This window comes from Verrucomicrobiia bacterium (assembly GCA_026414565.1).
In the GTDB taxonomy this organism is placed as follows: domain Bacteria; phylum Verrucomicrobiota; class Verrucomicrobiia; order Limisphaerales; family Fontisphaeraceae; genus Fontisphaera.
In genome coordinates, this window is sequence record JAOAIT010000038.1 from 59,602 (window position 1) to 84,314 (window position 24,713).

Here is a 24,713-nt window from a genome sequence, read left to right on the forward strand (position 1 = left end):
GGGACGAGGCGGCTGAAAGGTCGGCGGGGCTATGGGCCTTGGTACAGCCGCTGCAACAAGGCCACGGCGGTGTCCACCAATTGCTCGCCCGCCCCCGGCGCCACCCGGGCGCTCTCCGGCTCATACGCGCCTTCGGCGTAACTGCGGCGGTCGGGGATGTAGCCCACACTCTCATTGGCCAGATAAACTGGAAAAGTGAAGGGAAAGGGGGAGCGTTTCTTCATGGCCAATCCGAGTTCGGTGAAGACCTCGCCCGGCAGGCTGATCCAAGCGATTTCACGCCCCAGCGCGATGACCTGCACTTCCACGCGATAAGGTTGGCCGGCCTGGGCCGCCAGATCCAGTGCGCGATACGCGCGGACCTTCTGCATGAAATTCGCGCCGCGGTCATCTTTGGCCTCCGCCAGGAAACGCCGTGCCGCTTCGACCTCCGCCGGCGAGACGGTGGCGGCGGGCAAATCCACCCATTGGGAGGCAAACCGGATGGCTCCCGGGGCCAGCGGTTGAAGCTGCTTGTAACTTTGAAACACGGTTGCGCCCAGGATTGTGCCGATGCGGTGCTGTTCGAGGGGGCTGCTTTGGGGCCAGCGCCAGTTCACGTCAATATGGTTCAAGTTGCCGCAGGCGCCGTTTAACACGAGCGAGAGGTGCTGAGTGCCGTGATACCCGGCCAGCACGCGGCTGAGGGCGCCGGGCCAGTCCGCGCTGAACTTGCTGCCGCCGGTGGTATCGGTGTGCATGGCATAATGCACCAGCGTGGCGAGGGACTGGGCCGGTCCGCGCGCGCCGGGCGATTCAAAGAGCAACACCCCGACCTCCGCGTCCGCCGGGCCCGCGGGCAGCATGACGTTGGGGTTTAGCTTGCCGGGATTCCAGGCCACCGAGCCATCGCGCATGAAATAACGGCGATTAAAGGTGAGATTCTCGCAGCGGGCCTTCACTGCGCTCAAGAGGGCCGGCTGCCGTGCCTGGTCGGCGCGGCGCACGGCCTCCGCAATCCGGGCCGGCAGGCGGGCGGTGTATTCCTTTACCAGGGCCTGAGGCTCGCCTAGGGTGGCATGGCGCAGCCCTTGATGCGCCAGCTCCGGTCCCGTGTGGGCATGGGTGGCGCAAATCATGATGCCGCCAACCTTGATGCCCGTGGCTTGCTCAATTGCCGCCCGGGCGGCGTCGGTGACGGGCCGGGTCACCCAAATTAAATCCAGGGCGACGAGCGCGGCGCGTTCGCCACCGGACTCGAGAACCACGGCTTTGCAGAGCAGGGGATCCAGGACGCCATCGGCGCCCCGTTCATGGTAATAACCGGCCAGCAAGATGCCCAGAGGCGGTGTGATGTCCACCGCCGCCGTACCCAGGCGCAGGGCAGGGGGCACAGTCTGGCCCGCCGGAGCCTGGGCCAGGGCCAGACCTGTCGCCAAAACAAGGCCGGCAGTAGCCGAAAAACTTTGGAGGAGCTGCATGGTTAAATATTAACACTCTAGAAAAGAACTCCCCAGGACAAAATATCAAGACCGTGGGATGAGCTGGGTACATCGTGACCCCCCTATGGTGAAGATCAAAGTGTTAAGCACGCGACGCAAGACGGAGCTGAGCCGGTTGCTCAGTGAGGTCCGAAGACCGGCGGCATCGGGGCGGGGAGGCTTGGGTTTCGAGCCTCCAGCTCGCAAGCCTCCCCGCCGAGCGCAGCGAGGGGCACCCTGGGCCGCCGCAGCTGAGGGCCGAACGGCCGCACGCCCCAGTGTGTCATCTTCCAGGCGTGCACAGCACTTACTTTGAACTCTATCGTATGCGCACCGATCGTCATTGGCTGCATCAGAAGCTGGTCGCCTTCGCCCGCGCCCACGGCCTCAAGGCTGCCACCCGCGAGTTCGGTTGCTCCCGCAACACCGTCCGCAAATGGATCCGCCGCTACCAGCCAGGCAAGCCTTCCTCCTTGGCCGAAGTCAGTCGACGACCCCACCACTGCCCCCACCAGGTCTCTCCCGGCTTGGAAGGCCAGATCGTCAAACTGCGCCAGCAAACCGGCTTCGGTGCCCAACGCCTCCAACATGAGTTTAACCTCCCCTGTAGCCACAACACCATCGCCCGCGTGCTGCGCCAACGACAACTGGTTCGGCCACGCAAAAAGAAACCCGCCACCAAAAAACACCTCCGCGCCCTCAAACGCCAATGGCCTCTCTTTAGTCAGTTGTCCACCAACACCAAATACCTCCAGGACATCCCCTTCTACTGGCCCCAAATGATGCGCTACCGCTTGCCCCGCTTCCAATACACCGCCCGAGAGGTCGTTTCCGGCGCCACCTTCACCGGCTATGCTGACGAACTCTCCAAATCCTATGCCGTCTTCCTGGCTGAACAACTCTCCGTCCACCTGGCCGGCCACGGCGTCGACCTCTCTCGCCTGACTTGGCAGACCGACAACGGTGCCGAGTTCCTCGAAAACAAGGACGAGCAGGGCCTGCCTGCCACCGTCCGCGCCTTCGGCTCCCATCACCGCTACATCCCTCCAAAACGCTTCACCTGGCAGAGCGATGTCGAAACCGTCCACCGCCTCGTCGAAGATGAGTTCTTTGATCGCGAATCCTTCTCCGGCCCAACCCAATTCTGGGCCAAAATCACCACCTACTGGCACTATTTCAACCTCGTCCGCCCCAACCGTGCCAAAGAATGGCAAAGCCCTCTCCAAATCCTCCAACGCTCCGCTCCCGCACTGGCCGGTGCCCTCCTACACTGGCGCCCTCTCAACCTCGCTCAACGTCACCATCTTTACTTGCCCAAACCCAACCACCAGGGTCATGATCTACCCAGCTTTCCCTAAAATATCAAGACCGCCCCATATAAATATCCCGGCACGACAGGGAAAGGAAAAAGCGGGTGCAGTCTGCAATTCAATTATTTGGATGAAGCGAGCCTTACGATGGCTTCCCATTGGATGGTACCATCAGGTTCACAATATTTATGGATGAAATCTCGAGTGAAGCAGTTTAGGCGTTTCGCATATTCGCTGGCGAATGCTTCGTTTTTTTCTTTGGCCCGGTACCCCAAGGGCTGGATGATGTCGGTGTAGAGCGTCTCGATGCCGGAAATGAACTCCCAGAAACGCTGCCCGCAAAGCTTTTGATAGTCACCCTTGTTGGGTTGGTTGTCGCGGCCGTAGCAACAGCCGTTGATGGCCTCGACACGCCCCTTGTAGGTCTTTTTGTACTTTTTGAAATCTTCCACCATGCGGCGGATTTGGCTGCTATTGCCCCAATGGGGGCCGGACTTGATGGCGACGATGTATCGAATCCCATCACGGTCAAATTCGAGGTCAATCCCCTCGGCGCCCGACTTGTGGCCCCCATAAACCTTGCCGCAGATAAAGATGGCCAGTTCTTCAAGGAACCCGCCGAAAATGGTTTCTTCTTGTGACGAAAGATGGGCGTCCAATAAAATCTTAACGAAGTCTCCGGCAGTGTTGATGTTTTTGGCTTTGTACAGGTAAGGGTTTTTGCGGCGTAAAATCTGTTCCAGCCTCAAATTTTCCAAACTTTTGAGGCGTTTCTCGTGGAACGAAGGGCCGATATGGTCTTCGATAAAATCAGTGATTTCCTTGGCCGTTATCGTTGCCATAAGGTCCCTTGGTTTCCAATGCCAACATTGCCTGGCTGCTCAACTGGCTGCGGGCCAGCTCACAGTATTCGGGCACTACATCAATCCCCACGGAATGACGGCTCATACGCTGGGCGACATAGCACGTTGTGCCTGAGCCTGCAAACGGGTCCAGCACAGTGTCGCCTTCGTCGGTAAAGAGTTTGATAAACCATTCAGGCAGCTCCTCTGGAAAGGCGGCGCTGTGGGCTTTATTGCCGCACTCGGTGGCGAGGTGGAGCACGTTGGTGGGGTAGGCTTTATCCCGGCCCAGCCAGTTGGCAATGTTTTTACCAAACCCGCTGCCCACTTGTGAATTGAATCGCACCACATCATTTTTACCCAATGATTTAAGGCGGGTTTGGGCCCAATTGCCCATGGGCACCATGACGGCCTCCTGATTCATTTTGAAGTGGCGGGTTTTGTTGAATTGCAGGCAGCGCTCCCAGGCATCGCGGAACCGGTTGGGCCACTTGCCAGGGTAACAATTTTTTTTGTGCCAGATGAATTCCTCGGTCCATAGCCAGCCTTGCTTGCGCAGGGCCAAAATTAATTCGATGACAAAGGTATGGCGTTCGCCGTTTTCGGCTTTCTCTTTGATATTAAGAATAAAGGTACCGGTGGGTTTTAGGACCCTCAGAAACTGCTGGCTGCGTGGCAGAAACCATTCAACGTAACGTTCCGGAGGCACACCCCCATAGGTGTTTTTTCGCCGGTCTGCGTAGGGCGGCGAGGTCATGATCAGGTCGAAAAAATTCTCCGGAAATTGCTCCAGGACGTGGAGGCAGTCGCCTTGAATAATTTCCGCACGAATTTCGCGCATAGCCTCAACTTAAAAGCTCCCGTCGGTTTGCCAAGCAGAATCTGGGGGCGGATTTTGCCCAGATTTCATGCAACTGTCACCTTCCCGTTAAGTGTTCGTGGGACGGTTGGGATGGTGTGATAAACCGAGATGTTATGATTATGGCGCCAGATGTGAAGAATCAACCTCCCGTCCCGCCGTTGACCACCCCTGGCGTGCGAGGGGGGGAGCCTGCGGAGGACGTGCTCAGCGCCCGCGAGCGCCTGGAAGCCTATATCAGCCGGCTGCCCAAGGAAGAATGGATCCGACGCGAGCCGGCCGAGCTGGCGCAGATTTGCGGCTGCAGTCTGCGGCATTTGCGCCGGCTCTTCCGGCAATGCTTTGGAGTGTCGTTGCGCACGCAGCAGACGGAGTTCCGGCTGCACCGTGCCAGCCAGTTGTTGATGGAGACCGATGATAAGATTTTGAGCATCGCGTGGGCGGTGGGATTCCGGCATCTGGGCCTGTTCAGCCGGATGTTCAAGCGGCGGTTTCGCATGACCCCCTCGGAATGGCGGGCCAAGTTTCGCAAAAAGGAAACCCCCTTTCCGCCGCCGCCCCAGGAGTCCCTCGCCTCGTGAGGGGCGAAGGCCGTGCGCCGGGCGCTCAGACGGCAAGGGAGGCCAGGCGGTCCAGCTCGCTTTCAATTTCCAGCAGCCGTTTGCGGGTATTTTCGATTTCCGCCTTGAGCCGCTCGATTTCCTGATACTGCTGCCTGAGGCTGCGAATTTGCCGGAACTGACTGAGCAACGCCTGCACCTTGGCGCGCAATAAGTCGAGATTCACCGGCATGGGCAGAACATCCACCGCCCCCGCCTCGAAGCCTTGGTGGAGCGTTTCCTCCGCCGGGGCATGGCCGGTGATGATGATGATGGGCAGGGCGGCATATTCTTCGTTCTGGCGGATGAACCGCGCCACTTCAAAGCCGTCGCCATCGCTCAGTTCACTGCCCAGAATGACAAGGTCCACGCCTTTTTTCACCCATTCGATGGCATCCTTGATGGCGTTGCATTCCAGGATTTCGACGCCCAGCTTGTCCGGCCAGCCGGCTGATTTCAGCAGGGGCGCCAGTCCGCTGTGCGCCACCAGGACGCGCTCGCGCTCGACCCCCGGGACGGCCGTGCGCATTTGCTCCAGCACTTTGCGGGTGCGGCGAAACAGCTCGGCATAGGCCTGGATTTTGCCGCGAAAGGCATCCACGCGGAAAGGTTTGGTGATGTAATCGGCAGCGCCCAAAGCATAGCCGCGGGCCGCGCTCTGCTCGTCCTTGTAATTGCCGGTGACAAAGATGATGGGGGTTTGACGGCTTTTCTCTAGGCTGCGGATGCGGATGGCCGTCTCGTAACCATCAATACCAGGCATCTGGATGTCCAGGACAATGGCGGCAAACTCATTGTCCTTGACCAGCCGCAGGGCCTCTTCGCCGTTTTGGGCGGTGATGAGGTTGAGGCCCAGGTCGCCCAGGACGGTGCGATACAATTCCAACGCATCGGGGCTGTCGTCCACGAGCAGGATGCTGACATTGGCGCTTTCCATATAATCAATGCTGCTGCTGACGGCGATTCCAACCTGCGGGCACTGCCGGCGCAGCCGCCCGAATCTTGGTTTGGCCGGCCAGGTGTTCCTGCACAACTTAAAATCGGGCGGGGCAAAATTGCAAACCTTTTCCCGCCGGCGGCGCGGCCGGAGCAGACGCCACCGGGCTGTGGGGGGGACGGCGAATTTGAACTGGGCCCGGCTGCAGGGTGTCTATGCTGGAGAGCTGAGGGCGCAGGCGGCGCGGGAGCGGGAAGGGCGGGGGCGGATTTTTTATAGTGGACAAACTGCCCCTGCGTCTTTCAGTGTTACCGCTTGCATTGCGAGTTGAGGGCCATGGCCCAAGGTTTGATGGGAAAGCGAATATGAGCACAGAGAAACCAAGCCAACCCACGGGCAGCAAGAGCGAGGGCGCCGCCCCGGCGCCGTCGGTGGCCAAGACCAAACTGGCCAAAGCCCCCGAGCCGCGCGGCACGCCCGCGCCCGCTGCCGCGCCGGCGGCGCCGGTGCCGCCCTTGTTTCGGCCGGTGGACTGGACCACGCTGGGGTTGACCTTTTTGGTGGTGTTCGCGGGGTATTTGTACACCCTGGCCCCCGATGTGACGCTGGAGGATTCCGGGGAATTGGCGGTGGCCTCCTATTATGCGGGGGTGCCGCATCCGCCGGGCTATCCGGTGTGGACGATTTACACCTGGTTGTTCACCGAGCTGCTGCCGGTGTCCAATATTGCCTACCGGGTGGCGGTGGCAAGCGCCTTTGCCGGAGCGCTGGCCTGCGGCTTGATTGGGCTGATGGTTTCGCGCGGCAGCAGCATGCTTCTGGAGAGCATCGAGAGCCTGCGCAATATTGAGCGGCGATGGGAAAATTACATCTGCCTGACCACCGGCTTTGTGGCGGCGCTGGTCATGGGGTTCAACGGCTTCATGTGGAGCCAGTCGGTGATTGTGGAGGTGTATTCACTGAGCGTGCTCTCGCTGACGGCCGTGCTGGTGTTTCTGCTGCGCTGGACTTATGCGCCGAATCAAAACCGCTATCTCTATCTGGCGTTTTTCATGTTCGGCATCTGTTTTACCAACCATCAGACGCTGATTCTGGCGGCGATGGGCATTCAGGTGGCCATCATTTTTGCCAAGCCCAAGCTGGGGCGGGATTTGATGCTGGGCAACGTGCTGTTGTTTGTGGGCGGGTTGATCCTCAAGGCGCGGGGGTGTTTGTCCACCTTTGATTCGCCGCCGGGCCAGATCAACATGGTGTACGCCATCTTCCTGATGGTGGGGCTGGCTTCGCTGGCGGCCTACTTGTGGCTGATCTTCAAGACGGAGACCTACTACTTTTTGCGCGACGGTTTGTTTTTTGCCCTGTTTGTGGCGCTGGCCCTCAACTACGCCAACGGCAAGGAATCCATCGCCTGGCAGATGAACAACCGGGCGACGATGGTGCTGGTGAAACTGATGTTTTTCGGGGCCTTGGGGGCGCTGGCCTTTCAGGCTTATCTGCGACGGGAGCAGTTCAAGGAGATCTGGGTGGTGCTGCTGGGCGGCTGCCTGTTTTTTGCGGGGACGTCGCTCTACCTGTTCATGCCGATCACTTCGATGACCAATCCCCCGCTGAACTGGGGTTATCCGCGCACCGAGGAGGGTTTCTGGCATGCCTTCACGCGGGGCCAGTACGAGAAGACCAATCCCACCAACATTTTCACCAACCCGCTGCGGTTTATCCGCCAGATGTGGGATTACACCGGGGGCATGGTCAACGAGTTCACCTTTGTGTACCTGGTGATCGGGCTGGTGCCGCTGGCTTTCTGGAAAAAGATGCAAAAGCGCGAGCGGGCCTGGTTATTGGGGTTGATGGCCATTTATCTGTGCCTGGCGGTATTGCTCATGATCATGCTCAACCCGGGCACTGACCGCCAGAGCAGGGAGTTGAACCGGGTGTTCTTCACTTCCTCGCACGTGGTGGTTTCGATGTTCATCGGGTACGGGCTGGCGATACTGGCCGCGATGCTGCTGGTGGATTATGCGCGCTGGCGGCGGCCCATTCTTCTGGGGGTGGCGGCGGCCACCGGCATCGCGTTGTATGTGGTGCTGGGGACGTTTGGCGACACGGAGAAGAACGTGGTGGACCCGGAAAGCTGGTTTTATGACTGGATCGCCATCCCCAATAAAAGCCCGCTGGTGCGCTTTACCGCGGTGTACAGCCTGGTCCTGGCGAGTTTGGGGTTGCTGATGCTGGGGGTGTTTCGCTCCCGGGTGTGCATGCCGCTGGTGCTGGGGGTGTTTGCCCTGATGCCCATCAAGAGCGTGCTTTCCCACTGGGAGGACAATGAACAGCGGGGGCATCTGTTTGGCTACTGGTTTGGCCATGACATGTTCACGCCGCCCTTCAAGAATGCCAAAGGCGAATGGAGTTATGACAGCAAGGAGCGGGAGGAAATGATCCGGGCCGGCAAGCTGGTGTACCCCGAGATGGCGCGGGATGCGGTGTTGTTTGGCGGCACGGACCCGGGCCGTTTCAATCCCACCTACATGATCTTCTGCGAGAGTTTCATCGAGCCCAAGTACAAGCCGCGCGATCCGGTGTTTGACCGGCGGGACGTGTATCTGATCACGCAAAATGCGCTGGCCGACGGGACGTACCTGAACTACATCCGCGCGCATTACAACCGCAGCGCGCAGAACGATCCGCCGTTTTTCCAGGAGCTCCTGCGCAGCGCCGCCGAGGTGCAGCAGGGCCGGACCAATCTGCTGGCCCGGATGGTGCGGCCGGTGGATGCGTTTTTCCTGGGGCTGGGCGATCGGGTGGAAAAACGGCGCCGGGCGGGCAGCTCTTATTTTCGCCCGGAGCATTTCACGGACCTGGCGGGGCTGGCGAAAAAAATCCAGACCGGCGGCGCGCCGGCCGGCGTATCCAAATTCCTGCTCGCCCAACTGGGGGCGGAGACGCAGAACCTGCTGGGCACGCCCGGGCCGGCACTGGCGAAGGCCCTGGCAGCGGATTTGAACCGGGTCTTGGAGGGGCCGATCCTCTATGAGTCCAACCGGTTTGCCGGGGTCACCCTGAAGGACACCACCAGGGCATTCATCGCGCAGAATCCCCAAAGCCACACGCGGATCCGGCTCAACCGCCTGTTGCTGGAGGAGGCGTATCCCGCCGAAATCGTTAAAAGCCCGGGGGGTGTGTACCCGGACCGCGAGATCCACACGCCATCGGTGGAGGATTCGCAGCGCTGCTTTAGCGAGTATCTGGATGACGTGCAACGCCGCATGCAAAGCGGGAGAATCCGGCCCGGTGAAGATGTGCGGATTGAGGGCGGGCGCGTGCAGGTGTCGGGCCAGGTGGCGGTGATGTCCATCAACGCGCTGCTGGCCAAGGTGATTTTTGACAAGAATCCCACGCATGAGTTTTACGTGGAGGAAAGTTTCCCGCTGGAATGGATGTATCCGTATTTGGAGCCGTATGGCATCATCATGCGCATCAATCGCACGCCGATGACGGATCTGACCGAACGGCAACTGGCCTTGGATCACGAGTTCTGGACGCAATACTCGGAGCGTTTGATCGGCAACTGGATCACCTATGACACCCCGGTTTCCAACATCTGCAAGTTTGCGGAGGAGGTGTATCTGCACCGGGATTACAGCAAGTTCACCGGTGACCGCAAATTCATCCGCGACGACAATGCGCAAAAGGCGTTCAGCAAGCTGCGCAGCTCCATTGCCGGCGTGTATGCGTGGCGGCTGTCCAATGCCGCCGAGACCCCCGTCGAGTACCGGCCCAAGACCCCGGCCCAGCGGCAGCGGTTGATGAAAGAGGCGGAGTTTGCGTTCAAGCAGGCGCTGGCGTTCTGCCCGTACAGCCCCGAGGCCGTCTTCCGTTACATCAATTTGCTGCTCAGCAACCTTTACGAAGACCCGGCGCGCATCAATGATGCGCTGCTGATTGCCGAGACGTGCCGGAAGCTGGACCCCGGCAACGCGCAGGTGGCGGACTTGGTCAATCGGTTGAAGGACATCCGCAAGGCCAATGAAAACCTCCTGCGGGTGAGCGAGCTGGAGAAAAACTTTCTGGTGCAGCCCACGGTGAGCAATGCCTTTGCGCTGGCGCAGGTGTACATCCTCTCGGGCCACACCAACAAAGCCGTGAATGTGCTGGCCACCTCCCTGAAGCAGCCCGAGCTGGGCACCAACGAGCTGACGGCGCTGGCCAACGCCTTCTACCAGCTCAATCAGGCCCCCCCGCTGGAGCAGACGCTCCTGCGGCTGAGCAAACTGGCCACCAATTCCGGCGAGGTGTTTTATGATCTGGCGGGCGTGCAGGCGCTCCTGGGCAAAAATGAGGAGGCGCTCGCCCACTTGCGGATGGCCTTCGAGCTGAACAAAAAGGCGCGCGCCGCCAACCCGGCGGTCAAGAATTTCCGCGACGAAATCATGGGAGACGGGCGCTTCCACAATCTGCGCACGCATCCGGAGTTTTTGAAGATTCTCACCAGCCCTTAGCGCCGGCGGGGGAGGTTGAGGCGGGCTGGGGGATTTGCTCGCGCGGGGCGACGGGGGGGCTTTACACCTCCAGTTGCCGGTCAAATTGGGTGAGGTTTTTGATGCCGCGGCGTCCCACCACCACCATGTCCTCCATGCGCATGCCGCCCAGTTCGGGGTAATAAAGTCCTGGTTCAATGCAAATCACCTGCCCCTGCAGGAGGGTGTCCGGAGATTGATCCGCCACGAGGGGGGCTTCATGCAGCTCCAGCCCCACACCGTGGCCGGTGCCGTGGAAGAAGCCTTCTTTGCGGCGGGACTGCAGGCGGGTGGGGAAACCCTGCTGGTGAAAAAAGTTGAGCACGGCGGCATGCACTTCCCGGGCGGGGCGTCCATGGCGCAGATGGGCAAAGGCCAGTTGCTGGCCGCGGCAGACGGCGTCGTGCAGGCGCCGGAGGGCCTCCGAGGCGCGCCCCTTGACCACGGTGCGGGTGATGTCGCCGAAGTACCCGGTTTTCTGCGAGCGGGGAAAAACGTCCAGGACAATAGGCTCGCCCGCCCGCAGGACGCCATGGCCCGGCTCGTGCGGGTCACACGACTGCGCCCCGCCGGCCACGATGGTGTTGCCCGGCACGCCGCCGGCCTGGTAGATGGCGGTGTTCATGATGGCCCGCAATTTTTCCGCGGTCAGCGGGCTGTTGTGGTAGGTCAATTTGCGTTCGCGCCCCACCTTGCAATTTTTCAGCACCTGCACGCCCTCGGCCAGCCCCACCTCGGCCATGATGAGGGCGGCGCTGATTTTTTTGATTTCCTCGCTGCTCTTGGTGGCGCGCTCGGGAAACAGCGGCCCGTCAGCCACCTTTAATTTGACTTTGAGCCGGCGCAACTGCCTGGCCAGCCCATAGGGGAAGTCCATGGGGGCCACCAGTTTTTTGATGCGTTCTTCGCGCAGGAGGGCGCGAATGACCCGGGCCAGGAAATCGTAATGGCCAAAGTGGGCGCCATTGTGTCCGGCTGCCGGGAAGGCGCCCAGCGGCAAAATCCGACAACGGCCCTTGAGGCGGCGCAGGCGGGCCACCTCCAAATCGGGCACGATCAGAAAACAACGCCCGCGCAAGCGCAGATAAACAAAGGGATCGGGCGACAACAGACCGGTGGCGTAAAGCATGTCCGCATTACGCTCGCTGGCGCCGTACATAACCAGGTTGGGAGACTTCATGCTCAGTTGCCGGGCGTGGAGGCATCAAAGACCGCTTTGGGAATCCTGTCAAATGCGGATGCGCACAAGTTGTGCACAGGCGCCGCGCGAGCGTGGGGTGCGGGGGGCGAAGGCAGCCGGGCCCGGAGCTTCAGGCACACTGAGCCGACGGCTATTCTTCGATGCGGTACAGATGGGTGCGGGTGCGCAGGATCAGGGCGTTGCCCACCACGGCGGGCGAGGCCATGAAACCCGCGGGCAGGCGGTTTTCCGCCACTTTTTCAAACTGGCGTCCGGCTTTAATCACGGTGGTTTTGCCGTCTTCGCTGAAGAAGTAAATCAGGCCGGTGGCGGGCACGTAGAGGGGGGAGGCCGAATAATTGCCGCCAATGCGTTCGCGCCAGATTTCCTGGCCGGTCAGGGCATCCAGGCAGGAGGCCAGGCCCCCGTCATCCACCACAAAGATCAAATCGCCCACCAGCAGTGGGGACGGTTTGCTGGGCATGCTGCGATTGGTTTTCCAAGCTTCAGCGGGCGGCCGGGTGGGGTCCTGGGGATCCGGGCGCAAGGCGAGCAGGGTGCCGCGGGAGAAACCACAGGTCATATAGAGGAGCCCGTTGCCGTAGAGCGGGCGGCCGCTGGCCGAATGACAGGAGCGCTCCTCAAAACGCCAGAATTCCTTGCCGGTGAGCGGGTCATAGGCGTACTGGGCCTTGGCCCCCTGGCTGATCAGCAGCGGCCGGCCCTGCAACGTCACCACTTGCGGCGTGGCAAAGGCCTTGCGCAAGTCGCCTTCCATGAAGGGCTTGCCGTCGGCCCCTAAATCCTGAAAGTCAATGGACCGGTTCACGCGCCAGACGGTCTGGCCGGTGTCCTTGTGGAGGGCGACCACGTACTGATGATCACTGCCGTCGAAGTGGAGGATGAGGAGATTCTGGTACAGGATGGGCGACGAGCCGGCGCCGCGGTAATGGTTGCATTGGAAGTCGCGGCGGGTCCACAACACCTTGCCGGTGCGGGTGTCCACCGCGGCGGTACCGGGCGCCCCAAAGGTGACGTACACCCGCCCGGCTTCCATGGCCGGCGTGGGGGAAGCGTAGGAATTGAAGGGGTGGCAATATTGGGGGGTCTCCACTTCAAAAAGCAGCAGATCATGCAATATTTTGCCGCTGGCCGCATCCACGCAAACCGCGTAAAGACGGGTGCCGTTTTCCGCGGCGGTCGTGAGCCAGATTTGATTGTCCCATATCACCGGCGAGGACCAGCCCTTGTCGTGAATGGCGGTCTTCCAGCGGACATTGGCGGTTTCGCTCCACGTGGCGGGCGGGCGGGCGGTTTTAGGAGCGTGGCCGTCGCCGGTGGGGCCGCGGAATTCCGGCCAGGCAGCTTGGACGGTCAAGACCAACCCCATGAAGCCACCCAGCCAGGGGAATATAAGTTTTTGCATGGCATGAAGATAACTTGGCCGCAGACATTCGCCAATGGGGAAAACTCCCGGCAGGAAAAAGTGGCCCGGGAATCTTGGGCTTGAGCTATTACAGAATTGAACTTTTCCCTGAGTCCCCTAGCATATCCATGCTGTAAAAAAAAAAACTACGTCGCCCATGCAGTTAAGTTCGCGGCTGCCAAAAAAACTCAGTCCCTTTTTGACTTTCGGGGTGGCCATCGTCTTCCTGCTCGTCCTGGATGCAGCACTCATCCAGGTGTTGATCACCCGCACGGAGCACTTCTTTCGCTTAAATTTTCAGGAAACCGCCGAACTGATGGCGCAAACCCTCCCTTTGGAGGAGATTCGGGCATTGGAAGGGCGGCCGGAGGATGTGCACAAACCCGTCTATGAACGGCTGAAAGCGCAATTTAAAGCCCTGCAGAAAAGTGTGCCGGACTGCCGCTTTATTTATTTGCTGGGGCGCCGGGCCGACGGGCGATTGTTTTTCTTCCTGGATGGCGAGCCGCCGGAATCACCGGATTATTCGCCGCCGGGGCAGGTGTTTTCCGAGGCTCAACCGGGCTTTTATCAGGTGTTTGATCGGTGGATGCCGTTGGTGACCGGGCCCAACACTGATCGCTGGGGTACTTGGGTGACCGCGCTGGTGCCGCTGAATGCGGGGCGCAAGGACGGCGTGCCGGTGGTGTTAGCCCTGGATTGGGATGCTTCGGACTGGAAGCGGCGGGTGTTTCGGGAGGCCATGCTGCCGGTAATCGTTTTTACATTGGCCGTACTGATCTTTTTGGGATTTTGCCTGGGATTGTTCAAACACCGGATGAAACTCGGTCTGAAGGCGCCAGCGTGGATGGATTATCTGGAAAGTGGCATTGTGGTGGGTTGTGGTTTCATTCTGACGGGGTTGGTGGCCTGGCTGGCGCACCAGGCCGAGGGCCGCAACCGCCAGCAGGTGTTTCAGCATTGGGCCACCATTCGCATGGCGGCGCTCGCCAAAGCCTTGGATAATGTGGTCAATGTCGAACTGGAAGGCTTGGGCCGCTTTTTCGAGGGCAGCGAGTCGGTGACCTGGCAGGAATTTCAACTTTTCGCGGGATATTTGACGCGCCATGGCGGCGTGCAGGCCTGGGGATGGATGCCGGCGATCCCGCCAGCACGCCAGTTTCCTTTTGAACAGGCCATGCGGGCGGAAGGTTTCACGAACTTCTGGATCTGGCAACTGGACGAGGCGGGGCAGCAAGTGCCGGCCACCGGCCGGGACATTTTTTATCCGGTGACATTCCTGGCGCCGTGGAGCGGCAACCAAAGAGCGCAGGGCTTTGATGCCGGCTCGCATCCCGTGCGCCGGCGCGCTATGGAGCAGGCCGAACACAGCGGCTGGGCCACGGCCACGGATGTCGTTGCGCTGATTCATGACCGGGAGCACCAACAGGGGATGGTGATTTACCGGCCGGTGTATGCAGAAAAGCCCTCCGGCACGTTGTCGGGCTTTGCTTTTGCAGCCTTGCGATTAAAGGATTTTCTGCAGCAGGTGGTGACGGATCGGCTGGTGCCTTTGGAATGGTATATCCTGGGGACACCTCATGGGACGGGAAAGACGGCAATCTCCATCAGTCCAGATGCTCAACAACCATGTTTGGTTTATTCCTGTTCTGTGCTGGCGGCGGGCCGGGTGCATGAATTGCGCGCCCTGGGCTTGGAAACCTTTGAAAAACTTTATCCCAAGCGGGCGGGGATCATGACGATGGTGGCGGGGGTCTTTCTAAGCGGCGCCCTTGGGGTATTGGTGGGGTTGGTGCGTCGTTATGAAGCGCGGCTGGAGCTGGAGGTGGCCGAGCGCACCCGCGAGCTGCGCGAGAGCGAGGAGACCTTCCGCAAGCTGTTTGAGGATTCGGCTGATCCCATCATGTTACTCAAGCAGGGCCGTTTTGTGGGGTGCAACAAGGCCACTTTGCGCCTGCTGCAGGCCAGTGACTCCAGCCAGTTGCTGGGTCGCACGCCGCAAGACATTTCTCCCTCCCGCCAGCCGGATGGGCGTAATTCGGCGGCGGCGGCGCTGGAGTACATGCAACGGGCGGAGGCGGAGGGGGGGTGTCGTTTTGAATGGGAAGTCCGGCGCCTGGATGGGCAATCCTTGCTGGTGGATGTCTCACTGGTGCCCATCGTGGTGAAGGGGGAGAAGCATCTCTATGCCACCTGGCGGGACATCACCGAACGCAAGAAAGCCGAGCTGGAGCGAGAGCGGCTGCAGACGCAGCTCATTCAGGCGCAGAAGATGGAATTGGTGGGCCGGCTGGCGGGCGGGGTGGCGCATGATTTCAACAACATGTTGCACGTCATCCTGAACTACACGGAGTTGACCCGCGAGGATTTACCGCCGCACCATCCCCTGCAGGAAAATTTGAAGGAAATCAAGGATGCCGCCCAGCGCTCTGCCGATCTGACCCGCAAGCTGCTGGGCTTTGCCCGGCAACAAACGATTTCCCCCCGGGTGCTCAATCTTAATGAATCGGTGCAGGCCATGCAAAAGACGTTGCAGCGGTTGATGGGCGAGGAGGTGCGCCTGGTGTGCGTTCCCGGCCCCAATTTGTGGCCGGTGAAAATGGATCCTTTGCAATTGGATCAAGTCCTGGCCAATCTTTGCGTAAATGCGCGGGATGCCATTGCCGGGGTGGGCACGGTGACGATCGAGACGCACAATGTGACCGTGGACGCGGCTGCGGCGGCCCAAATGGAGGACTGCCTGCCCGGGGATTATGTCATGCTGTCGGTGCGGGATACCGGCTGCGGTATGACGCCGGAGGTCAAGGCGCGCATCTTTGAACCGTTCTTTACCACCAAGGAGGTGGGTAAAGGCACGGGGCTGGGGTTGGCCATGGTGTACGGCGTGGTGCAGCAAAATCATGGCTTCATCCATGTGGAAAGCCAGCCGGGGCAGGGAAGTTGTTTCCGTTTGTATTTCCCGCGACATCAAGGAGCTGCCGAGGTCTCCTCCGCGCCCGCAGGCATCAAATCCAGGCCCGAAATGGGTCATGAAACGGTGCTGCTGGTGGAAGATGAAGCCGCCGTGTGGCGGGTGGTCAAGACCAAGCTGGAGCGTTTAGGGTACCGGGTGCTGGTGGCGGGGAGTCCGGCGGACGCTCTGCAACTGGCGGAGCAGGCGCGCAATGGCATAGATTTGCTGCTCACCGATGTGGTGATGCCCGGGATGAATGGGCGCGAGTTGTATCAAACGCTGCTAAAGCACCACCCCCGGCTGAAATGCCTGTACATGTCCGGTTATAACGCCAACGTCATCGTCGAGCGGGGGGTGGTGGAAAAGGGCATACACTTTCTGCCCAAGCCGTTCAATTTGTACACCCTCAGCGTCAAACTGCGCGAGGTGCTTGACGGGCCGCCGGTGGATTCCTCCCGCCCGGATTGAACCGCCGGGCTTGGGGGCAGGCACTACTCGGGCAGAGGAGGCAGTTGGAGATCCGTGGGCGGACGCCCCACGGTCGGCCGCTGAAAGGTCTCCCCATAAGCGGTGAAGCCGGGGAGAAATCCGCCGTGACAAAGGAAGAACTGCCCCTGCTCGATGCCGCCAAAACGGTCCAGGCGATCGGCCTTGCCGGTGGAGTCATGGCTGAAACGGGCCTGCGTCAGCTCGAGCCATTGCCCCTGCGGCGTGCGAATCCATTGATTGCCGTAGAGGGCTTTGCGCACGAGGTGGCCGGTGCTGCCGCCAAAATTTTCACTGAAACTATAGAGCCCGCGCAGATAGCCGCCCTCTTTGGGGGCGCGCCAGCTTGAAATCAGGATCCATTCCTTTTTTTCCGGGTGGAAATAATAGCCGGAAAAGATGGTTTGCTGCGGCGCCACGGGCTTGGCGGTGACGATGAACCGCTGTTTTTCGCCGGTTTTCCACAGGTATTTGAGATGGCTGTGTCCGCCGGTGCCTTCGTTGCCAAAATCGCCTGCATAAACGTCCTGGCCTTTGGCCACCAGTTGGACGCGGTTTTCCTCGGGCACCTTGGCGCGGTCCACGGCCTCGTTGCCGCTGTCCCAGACACTGAAAATAATGCGGCGTTCATTGCGGCTGTTGACCTGCATGCCGAAGTAGCCGCGATGCCAGCCGCAGGCCATGTAGTAGGTGGTGACGGGGTCTTCCAGACCGGTCATCTCGCAATAGAAAGCCTCCACCTGGACCTCCTTGGGCACGGTATAAAACCAATGCACGGACGCGGCGTTGCGGCGGGATTTCAGGTTGAAATGAGCGCCCGCCACCGACGGACCGTCCAGCTCCAAGGCCTCAATATCCCCCGCCGCGGTGCCTTGGGCATTCCCAGATTCCAAAGTAAAACGGTAATAGCCGTTGGTGGGGATGGAGAAACGCCCGAAATCCGCCCTGAGGGTGTTGGTGCCCTGGCCGGTGACGGTGGCTTCGGCACTACGGCCGGCCAGGGTAAGGCGCAGCCGGCTGGTGCGGCCCTCGGGCAACCGCAGCGCGACGTGCACCTGCAATTCTCCCGGGGTTTTGAATTGCCCAAACCACAAGACTTTCAGCTCCGGGTTTTGCCAGCCACTGATGAGACCGGTGCGGGAGGAGATGCGCAGGCCGTCCGGGTCAGGCTCCACGTAGGCGGTATAGGCAGGGATGCGCAGGGTGGCGGCGTGAGCGCCGCAGAGCGCCAAAACCAGGCAGGCCAGCGCGGCCGGCATGACGCGCCGCGGGTGGCCTGGATTTTTTTTCATAGTGAACATGCGTGCAATGTAGGAGATAATCGCCCCAAGGCCAGCGTTAATTGAAAACCTTGGGGGGCCCAACCGGAGGGAACTGGGGCAGGGGGCGGGGATTTTGGGGGGCCAGCTTTGGGCTTGAAGCGACGGGGCGGTTGGGGTTGGAATATAGCCCTTGTCGGTGCTCGACAGAAAGGGAGCGGAAGTTGGACATGGATTGGAACACACCAAGCCTGGCCGCCTTGCTGGCGGGCATCTGGGAACGCTTGGAGCTCGGGGCGGAACGCCGGGAGGATGCCTGGCATTTGGCGGCCCTGGCCACCGTAGATGCCGGCCGGCCGGCCGTGCGCACGGTGGTCTTGCGGGCGGCCGATGCCGAGCGGCGGGCCCTGGTGTTTTACTCGGACGCCCGGGCCAACAAAATCCAGCAACTGCAAATCCAGCCGCGGGTGGAATGGTTGTTCTACGATCCGGTGGAGCGTATTCAGTTACGCGCCCGGGGGGTGGCGGTGGTGCATCATCAAAACGCGGTGGCCGAGGAGATCTGGCGCGCCCGCCCGGATTTGAATTACCTGCGGTATCTTTCGCCCCTGCCCCCGGGGACGGGCCTGCCAGCGTTTCTGCCGCCGCAGGTGGAGGTGGCCTCGGAGCATGAGCTGGCCTTCCGCAACTTTGCCGTGGTGATTACCACGGTGGAGCGTTTTGACTGGCTGGCGTTGTTCCCAGACGACACCCACAAGCGGGCCGAATTCACCTGGAACGGGGACGGGTACGACTCGCGGTGGATGGTGCCTTGAGGCAGGAATCCGGCTTTACAAGGCGGGGGGAGTTTGCCAACCTGCGGTGCATGATGCGAAACGTTGCGCGGCTAGTGTTTTTGGGCGGTCTCCTCCTGCTGGTGGCGGGGTGTCACACCATTACCAATCTGACGCCGGCAAGTTTGCCCCGGAACCCCAGCGGACTCTATCCCGTCGAGGTCAAGTTTGATCACCGCGAGCAGGCGTTGCGGCAGGATTCCATCCGGCCCCTAGTCATGATCCAGGATCAAACCTATCCCATGGAGCGCACGCGCTTGATGAAAAACCGGTGGGAAACCTTGATCCCGGTGCCGGCCGATCAGAAAGAGGTCTATTACCGCTTCAAATTCGAGTACTGGGTCAACGCCTTTCCTGAGCCGCGGCAGGACAGCAAGCTGTCCCCCACTTACAAGCTGACCATCAAAGACTGATGGGGCTGGCGGTGGCCTTCCGGTTTCCATGAATGCCGCCATCATTGTGGCTGCCGGCTCCGGCACCCGCATGGGCGCGGGGGTGGACAAGTTGTTTCTGCCGCTGGCCGGCCAGCCGGTGGTGCTGCATGCGTGGCGGCAGTTGGATGCCTCGCCCTGCGTGCAGCAAATAATCCTGGTGGTGCGCGAGGGGCAGCAATCGCGCTTCTCCGCGCTGGCTCAAGACACCCGCCTTGCCAAACCGTTCAAGGTGGTGGCCGGCGGGGCCGAGCGGCAGGACTCGGTGACCAACGGCCTGGCCGCCCTGGATCCGGCCGTCGAATGGGTGGCCATCCATGATGGGGCGCGCCCCTGTGTCAGCCCGGAGTTGATTGAGGCGACTTTCAAGGCCGCCATGCAACATGGCGCCGCTGTGGCCGCGCAAAAAGTCACGGACACCCTCAAGGAGGCCGATGCCGCGGGGTTGATTCGGCGCACGGTGGATCGCACCCATCTCTGGGCGGTGCAAACGCCGCAGACCTTCCGCGTGGACATCATCCGGCGGGCCCTGGCCGCTGCCCGTCAGCAGGGGCTGAACCTGACTGATGACACCGCCGCCTGCGAGCTGATTGGCCAGCCGGTGGTGTTGGTGCCCAGTCCGGCGCCGAATCCCAAGATTACCTATCCGGTGGACCTGCTTTACGCGGAGCGGTTGCTGCGCTAATTTGGCGTTCCGTGGGAACACGGCCATTGAAAATTGTGCAGATTACGCCCGGGGCGGGCGGCATGTATTGTGGCAACTGTTTCCGGGACAACGCCCTGGTGGCGGAGTGGCGGCGGCAGGGGCACCAGGCGCTGATGGTGCCGTTGTACCTGCCTTTGAAACTGGATGAGGAGGATCAAAGTTCCGGCACCCCCATTTTTTTTGGCGGCATCAACGTGTATTTGGAGCAAAAGTTCCCCTGGCTCCAGAACATGCCGCGCTGGTTGCGGCGCGGCCTGGCCTCGCCCGCCTTGCTGCGCTGGGCCGCCGGCCGCGCGGCCAAAACGCGCGCCAGTGAGGCGGGGGATTTGACCGTGTCCATGTTGCGCGGTGAGGAGGGGCATCAGAAGGCCGAACTGGAGGAGCTGGTGGAGTGGCTGGCCGGACAGGGCCAGCCGGACGTGATCTGCCTGTCGAATGCCCTCCTCCTGGGGCTGGCGCCGCGCCTGAAACGGGACTTGCGCGCCCGGCTCGTCTGTCAGTTGACCGGTGAGGACGGCTTTTTGGACGGTCTGCCGGAGCCGCATCGCGCCGAAGCCTGGCGACTCGTGCAGGAACGGGCGCGCGTGGTGGACGTATTCGTCTCACCCTCGCGCTGGTTTGCCGGGATCATGGCCGGGCGGCTGCAGTTGCCGCCGGAGCGCATCCAAGTGGTGCCCCTGGGCCTCAATCTGGCGGGTTATCCGGCGGCCCCGGCCGGGCAATTTTCGCCGCCGGTCATCGGTTTTTTCGCGCGGATGTGCCGCGAAAAAGGGCTGCCGGTGCTGGTGGATGCCTTCTTGCATCTGCGCCAGCGTGGGCGGGTGCCGGCGGCGCGGTTGAAGATGGGCGGTGGTTGCGGCCCTTCAGATGAGCCGGTGGTCGAGGAACAAAAACGGAAACTGGCGGCCGCCGGCCTGGCGGAGGCGGTGGAGTTTCATCCCAACGTGAGCCGGGAGGAGAAAATCGCCTTTTTCAACGGGCTGACCCTTTTTAGTGTGCCGGTGCAGTACAACCAGTCTTTCGGGATGTTCTTGTTGGAGGCCATGGCGGCCGGCGTGCCGGTGGTGCAGCCGGCTACAGCGGCTTTTCCGGAGATTGTGCAGGCCACCGGCGGCGGTGTGGTAACCGCCCCCCACGCAGAGGCACTGGCCGAAGGCATGGAGAGCCTGTTGTTGAATCAGGAGCAATGGAGCCAGTTTGCCCGGGCGGCCCATCGGAGCGTGCACACCCAATACGCCATGCCGCACATCGCCCAAAGATTTATAGATACGGTAATGCAGGCGCCGACGGCTTGAAGCTGGCTATCCCCAATTGTTTCCTGGTTTGACTTGGGGGACAAGCGCACTTAAGTTTGAGGGAATGTTAGCAGCCGAAACAAAGGCGGCCCAAGGCTCCCCGCCTGCGGCAGCCGGGGTGAATTTATCGCACGCCTGGAAGACCCTTTCTGCGCCGGTGGGGCCGTTTCTGGAGGAGGTCAGCACCCGGCTTACCGCCCAGGTGGCGGCCTTCGATCCGGAGATTGCCGCCTACGCCGCCGAAGCCCTGCAGAGCCAGGGCAAGCAATTACGGCCGGTGCTGGTGGGGTTAAGCGGCCGGTCGCTGGGCGAATTGACCGAAGCCCATGTCACGGTGGCGGTCATCATTGAGATGGTCCATTTGGCCACCCTGGTGCATGATGATGTACTGGATGAAGCCCAGGTGCGCCGTGGCCAGCCCACCCTGGCGGCCCATTGGGGCAATGACATCTCGGTGCTGGTGGGTGACTGCCTGTTTGCCCACGCCTTGCAACTGGCCGCCAGTTTTCCCACCACCGAGGTATGCCGCGCCGTTTCCGCCTCCACCAATACGGTGTGTGCCGGGGAGATTTTGCAGACCCGGCAGCGCCGGAACTTCAACTTTTCGCAGCAGGAATATTTCAAGGTGGTGGGCATGAAGACCGGCGAGCTGTTTGCGCTGTCGTGCGACATGGGCGCCTATTTAAGCCGGGCCAAGCCTGCCCAGCGCGAGGCTTTGCGGGCGTTTGGCATGGCGCTGGGGACGGCCTACCAGGTGTATGATGATTGCGTGGATTTGTTTGCCTCGGAAGCGGAGGCGCGCAAGTCCCTGGGGACGGATCTGGCCAAGGGCAAGTTAACCCTGCCGGTCTTGCTTTTGTTGGAACGCCTGGAGCCGGCCCAGCGTCAAAAGGTGCAGGAATGGATTGAGCACTGGCATCCGGCGCGGCTGCGGGACTTGTTGCACATCATGGCCCGGCACGAGGCGCTGGAAGGGGCGGTGGCGGCCATTCAACAGCGGTTGGGTGAGGCACGGCAACACCTGCGGATGGTGCCGGCCACCCCCAGCCGGCAGGGTTTGGAAGGGCTGGCCGATCTGCTGGGGCGGCAGGCCGAAGCCCTGAGGAATACCGAATAATGCGCCCATGATTATGAGCGATGCTTCCCCAGGCCGGGCCGCCTCCCCGGCGGCAGCCAGCGGCAGCCCGCCGCGGCCGGTGGACGATTTAACCCTGGTGCGCCGCGCGCAGCGCGGGGATTTGGAGGCGTTTGACCAGTTGATCCAGCGGTATCAGGAGCGGATTTATTCGGCCATTTATCACATGACGGCCAATCATGAGGACGCCAATGACCTCGCGCAGGAGACCTTCATCAAGGCGTATCGGGCGCTGCCGTCCTTCAAAGGGGATGCCACCTTTTTCACGTGGCTGTATCGGATTGCGGTCAATAAAACGCTGAATTATTTGCGCCAGCGCAAAAACCGGGTGCATCTGAGCCTGAATGATCTGGATGCGCAGGTGGAGAATGATCCCGATTTGGTGGCCTTGATCAGTGATAAGACACCGCGGCGTGATCTCAACCTGGCCGAGCTGCAGGAAAAATTGAACAAGGCCATGTTGAAGTTGTCAGATACTCATAGAATGGTGGTCACGTTGCATGACATCCAGGGGTTGCCGCACGAGGAAATCGCGCGGATCATGGATTGCAACGAGGGCACCGTGCGCTCGCGCCTGTTTTATGCGCGGCAACAACTGCAAGCCTATTTGGCCGAGTTTTTGACCTGATATGAGCATGCCCCAGCCACAGGATGAGTTTGCGCGGCTGCGCCAACTGCTCGCCCTGAAGCGGCATGAACAGCCGCCGCCGGGATATTTTCAGAACTTTTCCCACCAGGTCATGGCGCGCATCAATGCGGTGGAAGGCGACGCGGAAAGTGCCTGGCTGTTGCGTTTTTGGAACGCGCTGACCACCCGCCCGCTGTGGTCCGGCCTGGCGGCGGCGGGCGCCTGCGGTGTGTTGGTGGGAGGATTGATGCTGCTGCGGACACCTGACCCGGTGGCCTCCCAAACCCTCCTGCCGGCGGGGCCTGGCGTTCCGGGCCTTGCCACCCCGGCGGGCGGCCTGAGTGCCTCGGCCGGTTTTGCGGAGCAACTGGCGCAAGGCGGATCTTCGCCCGCCGCTGCCGCCACTGAGCCCAACAGCACCAATCCCGTGGCGTCCGGCCTGGCCAGTCCCTCGCTGTTCTTCACTCCGCGTTTGAATGTAGAAAAAGCCAGCTTCAGCCCCAATCAATAAAAGCATGGGCCTCAGCCCGTGGCCGGGGCCTAAAAACTTGAGCTGGAGGGCGGGGAAGCAAGCCGGCGCCGCCAGTATTTGTCCACCACGGCCGCCGTCACCAGGTCCGCCGCCACATTAAGAGTGGTGCGGGCCATGTCCAGCAGGCGGTCGGCCCCCAACACCAGCGCCAGCCCTTCCGGCGGCACACCAAAGGTCAGCAGCAGACCCGCAATCAAGGGCAATGACCCCCCGGGGATGCCGGCCACGGCCACGGCGCTCAAGACGGTCATCACCAGCAGCAGCCCTTGCATGCCCAGGGACAAGGGCACCCCATAGACCTGCGCCACAAACAGCACCACGCATCCCTCATACAACGCCGTGCCGCTCATGTTCAACGTGGCTCCCAGCGGCAGGACAAAGCCCGCCACCGGCGCCGAAATGCCAAGGGACTCACGGCTGGCCGCCAGGCTGGCCGGGAGGGTGGCGCTGCTTGAACTGGTGGAAAAGGCGGTGATGAGGACGGTGCGAATGGCCTTGAAAAAGGCCCAGGGTGATCGCCCGGCCAGCCATTTGAGCCAGAGCGCCAGGAAGCCAAAGAGGTGCAAGGTCATGACCCCCAGGCATACGAGCACAAAGCCAATCAGGGCACTCAAGACGGGCAGCCCGGCTTTGACCACGGTGCTAAAGATTATGGCCGGCACGGCCAGGGGGGCCAGATACATGGCCCAGCGCACCAGTTGCAACATCAGCGTGCTGACCAGCTCCAGTCCCTGATGCAGCCGGGCGCGGCTGGCCTCGGGCAGGCGCGTGCCGGCAGCGCCGAGCAGCAGCGCCAGCACCATGAGCGGCAACAGTTGAAATTCCACAATCGCCTTGAGCAGGTTGCGGGGCAGGAGCAGGTCCACCACGGCGCGGAAACTGGTGAGGGGTTGGGCCGCCACTGTTTCGAGCGTGGCGGAGGCTGTCGGGCCAAATTCCCGCAACAGTTGTTGGCGGGTTTCGGCGGGCAAAGCGGTGCCGGGGACGAGCCAGTTCATCGCCATCAATCCCAGGGCCACCCCCACGGCCATGTTGGCGGCAAAGAGCAGGGCCACCCGCCAGCTCAAACCTCCCAGCCCGCCCTGGTTGCCGAGCTGGAGCACTCCCTGGGCCAGCGTGGAAAAAACCAGCGGCACCACGGCCCAGAAAAGCAGGTGCAGGAAAATCCGGCCCAGGGGATCCAGCACGGCGGTGGCAAAACGCTGGGTTTGCGCCAGCCAGGCGGGATGAGTTTCCCCGTACCACGCCGCCGCCGCGCCTGCCAGCAGCCCTCCGGCCAGTGCGGCCAGGATGAAGGTGCCCAGGCGATGTGAAGCCGGGTTCACGGC

Annotated in this window: 19 protein-coding genes; 11 read left to right on the forward strand and 8 right to left on the reverse strand. The window is 61.4% G+C overall.

Annotation, left to right across the window (positions count from 1 at the left end; genetic code table 11):
- Window positions 1-29: 29 nt before the first annotated feature.
- Window positions 30-1,460: a hypothetical protein gene (locus N3J91_08800; protein MCX8156528.1), complete on the reverse strand. Its 1,431-nt coding sequence runs from the start codon at window positions 1,458-1,460 to the stop codon at window positions 30-32.
- A gap of 296 nt (window positions 1,461-1,756) precedes the next feature.
- Between N3J91_08800 and N3J91_08805 the strand changes: the two genes are divergently transcribed.
- Window positions 1,757-2,818, forward strand: a complete 1,062-nt coding sequence (locus N3J91_08805; GenBank protein ID MCX8156529.1) for a helix-turn-helix domain-containing protein — start codon at window positions 1,757-1,759, stop codon at window positions 2,816-2,818.
- A 74-nt stretch (window positions 2,819-2,892) separates the two neighbouring features.
- Here the strand turns inward: N3J91_08805 and N3J91_08810 are convergent, their stop codons facing one another.
- Together N3J91_08810 and N3J91_08815 are read right to left on the reverse strand one after the other, a co-directional pair.
- The gene (locus N3J91_08810; GenBank protein ID MCX8156530.1) at window positions 2,893-3,612 is read right to left on the reverse strand and encodes a PmeII family type II restriction endonuclease; all 720 of its coding nucleotides are present in this window, start codon (window positions 3,610-3,612) and stop codon (window positions 2,893-2,895) included.
- A complete protein-coding gene (locus N3J91_08815) occupies window positions 3,581-4,453 on the reverse strand; it encodes a site-specific DNA-methyltransferase (protein ID MCX8156531.1) in 873 nt (290 codons plus the stop codon). Before N3J91_08815 ends, N3J91_08810 begins: the two co-directional genes overlap by 32 nt.
- A gap of 134 nt (window positions 4,454-4,587) precedes the next feature.
- On the opposite strand from N3J91_08815, the gene N3J91_08820 reads away from it, so the two are divergent.
- Complete coding sequence (locus N3J91_08820; protein ID MCX8156532.1) at window positions 4,588-5,052, forward strand: helix-turn-helix transcriptional regulator; 465 nt, start codon at window positions 4,588-4,590, stop codon at window positions 5,050-5,052.
- 25 nt (window positions 5,053-5,077) lie between these two features.
- Here N3J91_08820 and N3J91_08825 read toward each other — a convergent pair whose 3' ends face one another.
- Window positions 5,078-6,007, reverse strand: a complete 930-nt coding sequence (locus N3J91_08825) for a response regulator (protein ID MCX8156533.1) — start codon at window positions 6,005-6,007, stop codon at window positions 5,078-5,080.
- Window positions 6,008-6,372: 365 nt separating this feature from the next.
- Between N3J91_08825 and N3J91_08830 the strand changes: the two genes are divergently transcribed.
- Window positions 6,373-10,503, forward strand: coding sequence for a DUF2723 domain-containing protein (locus tag N3J91_08830; GenBank protein MCX8156534.1), 4,131 nt, complete (start codon window positions 6,373-6,375; stop codon window positions 10,501-10,503).
- 61 nt (window positions 10,504-10,564) lie between these two features.
- Here N3J91_08830 and N3J91_08835 read toward each other — a convergent pair whose 3' ends face one another.
- Complete coding sequence (locus N3J91_08835) at window positions 10,565-11,701, reverse strand: Xaa-Pro peptidase family protein (protein MCX8156535.1); 1,137 nt, start codon at window positions 11,699-11,701, stop codon at window positions 10,565-10,567.
- 151 nt (window positions 11,702-11,852) lie between these two features.
- A complete protein-coding gene (locus N3J91_08840) occupies window positions 11,853-13,127 on the reverse strand; it encodes a PQQ-binding-like beta-propeller repeat protein (GenBank protein MCX8156536.1) in 1,275 nt (424 codons plus the stop codon).
- 157 nt (window positions 13,128-13,284) lie between these two features.
- Here N3J91_08840 and N3J91_08845 point away from each other — a divergent pair, with 157 nt between their 5' ends.
- A complete protein-coding gene (locus N3J91_08845; GenBank protein ID MCX8156537.1) occupies window positions 13,285-16,548 on the forward strand; it encodes a CHASE domain-containing protein in 3,264 nt (1,087 codons plus the stop codon).
- A 23-nt stretch (window positions 16,549-16,571) separates the two neighbouring features.
- Here N3J91_08845 and N3J91_08850 read toward each other — a convergent pair whose 3' ends face one another.
- Complete coding sequence (locus N3J91_08850) at window positions 16,572-17,858, reverse strand: DUF3472 domain-containing protein (GenBank protein ID MCX8156538.1); 1,287 nt, start codon at window positions 17,856-17,858, stop codon at window positions 16,572-16,574.
- 197 nt (window positions 17,859-18,055) lie between these two features.
- On the opposite strand from N3J91_08850, the gene N3J91_08855 reads away from it, so the two are divergent.
- From N3J91_08855 to N3J91_08885, 7 genes are all read left to right on the forward strand, one after another.
- The gene (locus N3J91_08855; GenBank protein ID MCX8156539.1) at window positions 18,056-18,640 is read left to right on the forward strand and encodes a pyridoxamine 5'-phosphate oxidase family protein; all 585 of its coding nucleotides are present in this window, start codon (window positions 18,056-18,058) and stop codon (window positions 18,638-18,640) included.
- Window positions 18,641-18,690: 50 nt separating this feature from the next.
- Window positions 18,691-19,071, forward strand: coding sequence for a hypothetical protein (locus N3J91_08860; protein MCX8156540.1), 381 nt, complete (start codon window positions 18,691-18,693; stop codon window positions 19,069-19,071).
- A gap of 28 nt (window positions 19,072-19,099) precedes the next feature.
- The gene (gene ispD / locus N3J91_08865; protein ID MCX8156541.1) at window positions 19,100-19,774 is read left to right on the forward strand and encodes a 2-C-methyl-D-erythritol 4-phosphate cytidylyltransferase; all 675 of its coding nucleotides are present in this window, start codon (window positions 19,100-19,102) and stop codon (window positions 19,772-19,774) included.
- A gap of 11 nt (window positions 19,775-19,785) precedes the next feature.
- Window positions 19,786-21,090, forward strand: coding sequence for a glycosyltransferase family 4 protein (locus N3J91_08870; GenBank protein MCX8156542.1), 1,305 nt, complete (start codon window positions 19,786-19,788; stop codon window positions 21,088-21,090).
- Between the two features lie 64 nt (window positions 21,091-21,154).
- Window positions 21,155-22,207 carry a polyprenyl synthetase family protein gene (locus N3J91_08875; GenBank protein MCX8156543.1) on the forward strand — a complete coding sequence of 351 codons (1,053 nt, stop codon included), beginning with the start codon at window positions 21,155-21,157 and terminating at the stop codon, window positions 22,205-22,207.
- Between the two features lie 13 nt (window positions 22,208-22,220).
- A complete protein-coding gene (locus tag N3J91_08880; protein ID MCX8156544.1) occupies window positions 22,221-22,853 on the forward strand; it encodes a sigma-70 family RNA polymerase sigma factor in 633 nt (210 codons plus the stop codon).
- 1 nt (window position 22,854) lies between these two features.
- A complete protein-coding gene (locus N3J91_08885) occupies window positions 22,855-23,364 on the forward strand; it encodes a hypothetical protein (protein MCX8156545.1) in 510 nt (169 codons plus the stop codon).
- A 29-nt stretch (window positions 23,365-23,393) separates the two neighbouring features.
- On the opposite strand, the gene N3J91_08890 is transcribed toward N3J91_08885, so the two are convergent.
- Window positions 23,394-24,710 carry a dicarboxylate/amino acid:cation symporter gene (locus tag N3J91_08890; GenBank protein ID MCX8156546.1) on the reverse strand — a complete coding sequence of 439 codons (1,317 nt, stop codon included), beginning with the start codon at window positions 24,708-24,710 and terminating at the stop codon, window positions 23,394-23,396.
- Window positions 24,711-24,713: the final 3 nt, after the last annotated feature.

Bases quoted from the DNA above. Each gene is read 5' to 3' on its own strand.
- N3J91_08845 (MCX8156537.1), top strand. From the start codon at position 13,285: ATGCAGTTAAGTTCGCGGCTGCCAAAAAAACTCAGTCCCTTTTTGACT.
- N3J91_08840 (MCX8156536.1), bottom strand. From the start codon at position 13,127: ATGCAAAAACTTATATTCCCCTGGCTGGGTGGCTTCATGGGGTTGGTC.
- N3J91_08850 (MCX8156538.1), bottom strand. From the start codon at position 17,858: ATGAAAAAAAATCCAGGCCACCCGCGGCGCGTCATGCCGGCCGCGCTG.
- ispD (MCX8156541.1), top strand. From the start codon at position 19,100: ATGAATGCCGCCATCATTGTGGCTGCCGGCTCCGGCACCCGCATGGGC.
- N3J91_08830 (MCX8156534.1), top strand. From the start codon at position 6,373: ATGAGCACAGAGAAACCAAGCCAACCCACGGGCAGCAAGAGCGAGGGC.
- N3J91_08835 (MCX8156535.1), bottom strand. From the start codon at position 11,701: ATGAAGTCTCCCAACCTGGTTATGTACGGCGCCAGCGAGCGTAATGCG.
- N3J91_08815 (MCX8156531.1), bottom strand. From the start codon at position 4,453: ATGCGCGAAATTCGTGCGGAAATTATTCAAGGCGACTGCCTCCACGTC.
- N3J91_08825 (MCX8156533.1), bottom strand. From the start codon at position 6,007: ATGGAAAGCGCCAATGTCAGCATCCTGCTCGTGGACGACAGCCCCGAT.
- N3J91_08880 (MCX8156544.1), top strand. From the start codon at position 22,221: ATGAGCGATGCTTCCCCAGGCCGGGCCGCCTCCCCGGCGGCAGCCAGC.
- N3J91_08875 (MCX8156543.1), top strand. From the start codon at position 21,155: ATGTTAGCAGCCGAAACAAAGGCGGCCCAAGGCTCCCCGCCTGCGGCA.
- N3J91_08800 (MCX8156528.1), bottom strand. From the start codon at position 1,460: ATGCAGCTCCTCCAAAGTTTTTCGGCTACTGCCGGCCTTGTTTTGGCG.
- N3J91_08885 (MCX8156545.1), top strand. From the start codon at position 22,855: ATGAGCATGCCCCAGCCACAGGATGAGTTTGCGCGGCTGCGCCAACTG.
- N3J91_08855 (MCX8156539.1), top strand. From the start codon at position 18,056: ATGGATTGGAACACACCAAGCCTGGCCGCCTTGCTGGCGGGCATCTGG.
- N3J91_08820 (MCX8156532.1), top strand. From the start codon at position 4,588: ATGATTATGGCGCCAGATGTGAAGAATCAACCTCCCGTCCCGCCGTTG.
- N3J91_08860 (MCX8156540.1), top strand. From the start codon at position 18,691: ATGATGCGAAACGTTGCGCGGCTAGTGTTTTTGGGCGGTCTCCTCCTG.
- N3J91_08810 (MCX8156530.1), bottom strand. From the start codon at position 3,612: ATGGCAACGATAACGGCCAAGGAAATCACTGATTTTATCGAAGACCAT.